Source organism: Rhodococcus sp. (in: high G+C Gram-positive bacteria) (assembly GCF_049286785.1).
Classification (GTDB): Bacteria; Actinomycetota; Actinomycetes; order Mycobacteriales; family Mycobacteriaceae; genus Rhodococcus_F.
In genome coordinates, this window is sequence record NZ_JBAQEO010000693.1 from 1 (window position 1) to 7,189 (window position 7,189).

A 7,189-nucleotide genomic window follows, 5' to 3' on the forward strand; every position below is an offset into this window, starting at 1 on the left:
CCCCACTTGCACCGCCTCCCCACCGAGCAGACCCTGCACCCGCACCAGCGCCCGTTTCGCCCGTTCGTCGTGATCACCGACCCCACCCCACAACCCCAGCTGCAGGGCACCGGCCGCCACCACCTCCACCGGCTCCAGCCGCAGAACGGCAATACCCGCGGTCGGCCGCTTCTCACTACGACCGGTCAGCCACCCGTCCAGCTGCCATCGCACCCGATCCGCTGTCGCATCCGGTGTCAGTGGTTCCGCGCACCGCCACGTGCGGGACAGTTGCTCCCCGTTTCCCGTACTCGCCGACACCGACAGCCGGGTACAGGCCACCGCCGCATCCGACAACTTGCGATGCAGCTTCTCGGCCAGCGCCCGGCCCGCGAACGCTGCCGCATCCACCCGCTCGATCACGGGATCGAGATGCTCCTCCACCTCCAGATCGGGGGGCAGCGCCCGGGCAGACGGCGGACGCTCCGGCTCCCCACGCGCCGCCCGATGCGCAAGCACCGCATCGGTTCCGAACCGGGAAGCCACATCGCCTGCCGACAACGCAGCGAAGGCGCCGATCGTGCGCAAACCCAGCCGATGAAGAAGATCGACCAGTTCACCGCGATGAGGTGCCGAGAGACTGGGCTCAGCTGCCAGTTCCCGCATGGGAAGTGACTCGAGGAAATGCGCACCTCCACCAGGAGGGACGATGATCCCGCGGCGGGCCGCGATCACAGCGGTGGACAGTTGATCCGCAATGCCGACCTGGCACTCCACCCCCACCGCCGACACCTCGTCCACCAGCCGTTCCGCCGCAGCCTCCTCCGAACCGAGATACCGGGCCACACCACGCGCCGACAGCACCACCAGACCCGGACGTAACACCTCCACGCCGGGGGCCACCGCGTCGATCGCCGAAGCCACCGGCTCGAACAACCTCGCGTCCCGGTCGGGGTCCGTGGGAACCACATGCAATCGAGGGCACCGCGCCTGGGATTCGCGGCGACGCAGCCCCCTGTAGACCCCGTCTGCACGGGCAGTGGCAGAACAGGCGACAACACGATTACCCGACGTCACCGCCACCGGCCGGGTCGGCGGAAGATCCGCCGCCGCAGCCGCCGCGACCGCAGGCCAGTCGGGACACCACAGCGCCAGCACCCGGCTCACAGGCCCACCACCTCCACCGGCAAGGGCGAAACCGCCGGCCGAGACTGCCCCACCCACTCCACACGTCCCTGCACCGCACGCACATCCAGCCGGGTGGTACGCGGCTGGAACGACCTCCCACGGGCACACACGGCCAGACTGAGAGAACGCAGCCGGCCACACCCCCGGTCCCGGGTTCCGTTGCCCAGTCCGGCATAACCGTGAACACGGGCATCCAACCGCAACTCCGCACCGTCCCAGTGCCCTTCGGTGACGATCAGCGTCGAGCCCTTGCTCCGTGCGCGGGCCACCACCGCACGCGCCCGCGACGGCGTCACCGACGCTCCGCCCAACCCGAGGACCACCAGATCCATACCGTCCAACAGAACCGCGGCAATTTCCACCGGATCCGCACCCGGGTCGGGGATCAGAGCCAGCCGATCCAGCTGTGCCCCCATCTCGACGGCCGCCAGCACTCCGAACCGGGGTTGCCCGATCACCGCGACATGGCCGCCGCCTGCAGTCACCGAAGCCACCAACCCCAGCAGAAGTGAGGTGGCACCCGACACCGACACCACCGAACCGCGTACCAGTCCCCCTCGTGGAAGAAGTTCGGCCAGCGCAGCCGGAACCGGGAGCACATCGGCGGTAGTCGCATCGGGCGACGGGTCCGCCACCGCTTCACCGCGAGCAGGAACAGCCGTCATCCGTCGCCGGAGGTAGTCCAGACGCTCCTGCCGAGACAGTCCCGACAACTCGGCCACCTCAGCCAACTCGACACCCCTGACACTCGGCACCAACAGCGGTCGGCAACCACGGGGAAGACGCGGCTCGAACAGACGCTATATTCGAACGTATTTTCGAACGCTTCCCAGTAAAGCCGGTCTGCGAGGGCCCGTCAAGTGGCCGGCGAACACCCAGGTCACACCCCGTCATACGAGCCGGGCGGGGGCCATCCACTAACCTGAACACGTGATGCAGCAGGAGCAGAGCGAAAGGGGCATCGGACCCGAATATCTGGTGGCCGGAAGATACCGTCTGCAGTCCAAACTCGGCGGTGGTGGAATGGGCGCGGTATGGCTCGCGCGAGACACCTTGCTGCACCGCGACGTCGCCATCAAGCAGGTCACCACCACGGCCGGACTCGACCCGGAGGAAGCCCGCCGCGTACGGGAACGCACCATGAGGGAAGGGCGCAACGCCGCCAAACTGACCCATCCCCACTCCATCGCGATGTACGACGTGGCGCTCGAAGCCGGCGAACCCTGGCTGGTCATGGAGTACCTGCCGTCCCGCAGCCTCGCCCAGGCGATGAACATCGCCGAAACCCTGCCTCCTCTCGAAGTCGCGCAGATCGGTGCCCAGGTCGCCGACGCGCTAGCCGCCGCCCACGCCGCCGGAATCGTGCACCGCGACATCAAACCGGGCAACATCCTCATCGCCGACCGCGGCCGCGAACTCGGCACCGTCAAGATCAGCGACTTCGGTATCGCCCGCGCCAAGGGAGACGCCGCCGACAACGCCGGCGGCGTCATCACCGGCACACCCGCCTACTTCTCCCCCGAGGTCGCCCGGGGACAGGACCCCACCGAGGCGAGCGACGTCTTCTCCCTCGGCTCCACGCTGTACACCGTGATCGAGGGGCAACCGCCGTTCGGAATCGACTCCGATTCCATCGCCCTGCTCCACCGCGTCGCGAGGGCGGAGATCTACCGTCCGAGCAAGGCCGGGCCGCTCACCGACACCCTGCTCCACCTCCTCGAACCCGACCCGGCGCGTCGTCCCACCATGGCCGAGGCTCGGGACGAACTCGCCCGAGTCGCCATGGCGGGTGACGGCGACGTCGCCCATCTCGTCGGCTCCCCCGTCTATTCCGCAAACGGAACCATCCCGGCCTGGGCCCATCGCTCGACCCCTCTCCCGCCCACCCACAGGCGCAGCAAACTCGTCGGCTCCACGCTCGCCGGCCTTCCCGCGGCGCCTCAGAGCACACCCCTGAGGAATGTGCCCCGACCGCTCGGGCGGCTGCAATGGCCTGCCCGTCCGGCACCCGGCTCGCCTGCACCGAGCCTCCGCGATCAGGTGGCCGCCTGGGCGCCCATCGCCATGGGTGTCATGATCGCGATCCTGATACTGGCAGTTCTCGTCGCCGTGATCGTGCTGCTGGCCCAGCCCTGAGGACCGGCGGCTCGACAGTTCGGTGGCCCGTCAGTCGATCCGGCGGCGATGCGCCCATCTCGTGAGTGCATTCCGATTGGACTGCTGCGTCTTCCGCAGCACATTGGAGGCATGCGTCTCCACTGTCTTCACCGAGATGAACAACTCCTCGGCGATCTCGCGGTACGTGTAACCGCGCGCGAGTAGACGCAGCACCTCCAGTTCACGCGGAGTCAGCGAGTCCAGTTCCGGATCCAATTGCGGCTCAGGGACGTTCGAGCGGCCGGTGAACGAATCCAGGACGAAGCCGGCGAGCCTCGGACCGAACACTGCATCGCCACCGGCAACGCGCCGCACACCGTCGGCAAGTTCCGCACCCGAGATGGTCTTGGTGACATAGCCGCGCGCACCCGCCCGGATCACCGCGATGACATCTTCCGCCGCGTCGGAGACACTGAGCGCCAGGCACACCGGCCCCGACTCGATGCCCCGCAACACGGCCACGCCGCCGCCGTCGGGCATGTGCACGTCGAGAAGGACGACGTGCGGTGCGGTGGCATTGATCCCGGCCACCGCCTCCGCGACACCACCTGCCTCGCCCACCACCTCCATGTCGGCTTCCCGGGCGAGTTCGGTCCGCACACCGGACCGGAACACGGCATGATCATCGACGAGAAAGACACGGTACGGCGGTGCCTGGGGCAAGGTCACTTGGGCTGTTCCTCAACGTGGCTCGTGGGGACGGTGGTGCCGTCCCACTCTAAACCGGCGTCGTCCGCATCCTCGGTCGTACCGCCTCCCGCCGAGGCGCGTCCGTTCCGGGGCATGTGGATCCGCACCTCGGTGCCCTTGCCGGGCGCCGACCGGATGTCGACCCGACCACCCCGCCGTTCGATCCGTCCACGGATGGACTTCGCCAGCCCCTGACGATCAGGCGACACCTCGTCGACGTCGAATCCGACGCCGCGGTCCCGGACGAACACGCTGGCCTGCTCGCGTTCTACTTCGGCGAACAGGTTGATGTCGGTCTCCCCGGAATGCTTGGCGGCGTTGACCAGAGCCTCCCTCGTCGCCCCCAGCAATGCGGTGAAACTCTCCTTCGACAGGCCCTCGCCCGTCCCGTCCACGTCGAGCGTCACATCCCCCACGGTGACCGGCCGGACCGTCACCCCGTGCTGGTCCTCCACCTCCCCGGCGATGATGCGCAGGGCCTCGGCCAGGCTCGAATGATCGGCATCTCCCCCACCGAACAACCACTTACGCAGTTCCCGTTCCTGACCCCGCGCCAGCCGCGCGACCTCCTGCGGACAATCGGCCTGCTTCTGGATCAGCGCCAACGTCTGCAGCACCGAGTCGTGCAGATGCGAGGCGATCTCCTCACGCTCCTCGTTGCGGATCCGGGCAGCACGCTCGGCGCCCAGCGCCCGCCACATCCGGAGCCACAGCGGCACCGTCAGGAGTCCGGCACCGATGAGAGTCACCACAACGGCCAGCACCGACGACCGCAGGGCGTCGAGATCCACCTGCGCGAGAATCACCACGCCCAGACCCGACACGATCAACGTCACCCCACCGAGCACGCGGGCCCACGTCAGAACCGTCGGCCTCTGCGGCAACCCGATGACGGTGCGCGGCCCCTCCGAATCGAACTCGCGCCACACCAGCGCCGCACCCACCGCAACCACGATGATCGGCGCGATCACCGACCCCGCGCGTCCACTGAACAACCACGACAACGTGGACGCACCGGCCAGCCCGAGCGCGATCAGACCGTAGGCCTGGCGCCGCTCCGCACCGCCGGGCTTCTCCGTGTCCGACCCTGCCGACGTGAAGATCCACAGCAACCCGTACGCGAAGATTCCCGCACCGGCCAGTGCCGCCAGAAGAGCGAACGCGATCCGCACCTTGAGAACATCGACATCGAGATGATCGGCGAGACCGCCTGCTACCCCGCCCACGATGCGGCCACCGGCCCGGCGTTCGAACCGGGGCAGAGGAACACCGCCGGGCGGCGCGGGGGCAGCATTCGACACGGGTTGCACACCGTCGATACTGGCACGATCCCGCGGCCGGGGCATCAGGGTCCGACCCTGAAGCCCCGGCGTGGTTGCACCCGGACGACACCGAAAGATCAGGGTAGTTCCCGATGTACCCTCGCCGTCTGCTCCGCAACGATGGTCGTATGAACAATGGGAGCTTCCACGAGCAGATGCAGGATCTGTGGCGGACGCGGCCGGTGCGCCTGCCCAGCCGAGGCCACGTAGCAGGAGTCTGTGCGGGTATCGGGCACCGGTACAGCGTCGACCCCGTCCTGGTGCGGGTCGCCTTCGTCGTGTCCACCATCTTCGGTGGTGCCGGCGTGCTCCTCTACCTCGCGTGCTGGCTGGCGCTCCCGAAGTCGGGCGACCCGGCCTCACCCGCGGAGTCACTGATAGGTCGCGGTTACTCTTCCGATTCCGGCACCAAGACGATCGTCCTGCTCGTCGCGTTCGCCATCGCGATCACCACCGTCGGACCGTTCGGCGTCGGACTCGGCGGATCCGGACTGATCAGCCTGGCGCTGATGCTGGGCGGGCTGTGGCTGCTGTACCAACGGCAACCGGTACCTCCCGCGCCCGCTGCCGGCCCGGCCGTTCCCGGTGCGTCCACCGGATACCCGGGAACCACCTTCTCCCCCGGCCAGTTCGGCGCCAATCAGTTCGGCGCCAATCCGTTCGGCGCCAATCCGTTCGGCGCCAATCCGTTCGGCGCGGGCCCGTACACCGGCTACAGTCCGTACACGCGACTCCCCGACTCCTACACGCCGAGCAGCCCATCTCCTGCCGAGGCGAGTTCCCCGGCCCCGCAGGCCGCCGCCGATCCCGAACGGCAGCAGGTTTCGTTCGACAAGCAGGCTTCCGAGGAGGCCGAGGCCGGGGTGCCGACGGCAACAACACCGTCGGACACCTTCGCCCCACTCGAACCGCGGCCGCCCGCATGGGATCCGCTCGGTGTCGCACCCTTCGCATGGGATCTTCCCGAACCGGCCCAGAAGGCTTCCGTGCCGACCCCTATGAAGCGGCAGCATTCTCGACTGACCACCACCGTGCTCGGCCTCGCGGTCCTGTCCGCCGCCGCGGCAACCGCGGTCGCCGTCGCCACCGGATCCGACTGGCTCACACCGGGCAGGATCGGCGCGATCGCGCTTGCGGTGATTGCGGTGGGACTGCTGGTGGGCAGCGTTCTGCGCAAGGGCTACGGGTTGCTCGTGGTGACCGGCCCGCTGGCGGGATTCGTCGTGCTGGCTTCGCTCGTCGGTCCTCTCGAACTGGAGGGCGAGAGCTTTGGCGAGCACACCTGGAAACCGCTGTCCGCCGCCGATCTCGAGCCTGAATATTCCGGAAATTTCGGAACTTACGTCGTCGATCTCAGGAACGTCACGCTGAACAAGGACGAGACGGTGACGGTAGATGCGAAGTTCGGCGAAATGACGGTGATCGTGCCGCAGAACATGAACGTCCGCAACGATTGCAGCGTGCAGTTCGGTGAGGCGAGATGCCTGCCCGACGGTCTCGACGGCGGCGCCGACGGGAAGGACGGTCCCGTCCTTAACCTCGACGTGAATGCCCAATTCGGAGAAGTGGAGGTGCGCCGTGGATGACAGAGGCGAAACGCAGGAGTTCGATCGGACAGAGGGAAAGCGGAGACGACCGTCCCCCCTCCTGCTGCTGACAGGCCTGACCGCACTCGCGATCAGCTTCTGGGCGCTCGCCGGGCCGTTCTCCGTCGAACCGCTGACGAACGTCGAGTTCCGCTGGCTCTTCGTGGGGGCCGCGGTGGTGGTCGGTGTGGTGCTCGTCTTCGCACCCCATCGCCGCACCTAGACGACTGACAGCAGTGAGCGCGGCGCGGGGACCCCCGCGCCGCG

General features: G+C 68.1%; 7 protein-coding genes. 3 read left to right on the forward strand and 4 right to left on the reverse strand.

The features are described 5' to 3' along the window. A partial coding sequence (locus WAW17_RS25120; RefSeq protein ID WP_422335594.1) for a DNA polymerase Y family protein occupies nt 1-1,146 on the reverse strand: 1,146 nt, incomplete at its 3' end. Beyond that, nucleotides 1,143-1,925 carry a hypothetical protein gene (locus tag WAW17_RS25125; protein ID WP_422335595.1) on the reverse strand — a complete coding sequence of 261 codons (783 nt, stop codon included), beginning with the start codon at nt 1,923-1,925 and terminating at the stop codon, nt 1,143-1,145. The genes WAW17_RS25120 and WAW17_RS25125, both read right to left, overlap by 4 nt. A gap of 175 nt (nt 1,926-2,100) precedes the next feature. On the opposite strand from WAW17_RS25125, the gene WAW17_RS25130 reads away from it, so the two are divergent. After that, entirely contained in the window at nt 2,101-3,303 is a 1,203-nt protein-coding gene (locus WAW17_RS25130) for a serine/threonine-protein kinase (RefSeq protein ID WP_422335600.1), read from the forward strand. A gap of 30 nt (nt 3,304-3,333) precedes the next feature. On the opposite strand, the gene WAW17_RS25135 is transcribed toward WAW17_RS25130, so the two are convergent. Continuing rightward, entirely contained in the window at nt 3,334-3,993 is a 660-nt protein-coding gene (locus WAW17_RS25135) for a response regulator (RefSeq protein WP_422335596.1), read from the reverse strand. Then, complete coding sequence (locus WAW17_RS25140; protein ID WP_422335597.1) at nt 3,990-5,360, reverse strand: PspC domain-containing protein; 1,371 nt, start codon at nt 5,358-5,360, stop codon at nt 3,990-3,992. Before WAW17_RS25140 ends, WAW17_RS25135 begins: the two co-directional genes overlap by 4 nt. Before the next feature lie 104 nt (nt 5,361-5,464). Here WAW17_RS25140 and WAW17_RS25145 point away from each other — a divergent pair, with 104 nt between their 5' ends. Further along, nucleotides 5,465-6,922: a PspC domain-containing protein gene (locus tag WAW17_RS25145; RefSeq protein WP_422335598.1), complete on the forward strand. Its 1,458-nt coding sequence runs from the start codon at nt 5,465-5,467 to the stop codon at nt 6,920-6,922. Continuing rightward, nucleotides 6,885-7,145, forward strand: a complete 261-nt coding sequence (locus WAW17_RS25150) for a hypothetical protein (RefSeq protein ID WP_422335599.1) — start codon at nt 6,885-6,887, stop codon at nt 7,143-7,145. Before WAW17_RS25145 ends, WAW17_RS25150 begins: the two co-directional genes overlap by 38 nt. Nucleotides 7,146-7,189: the final 44 nt, after the last annotated feature.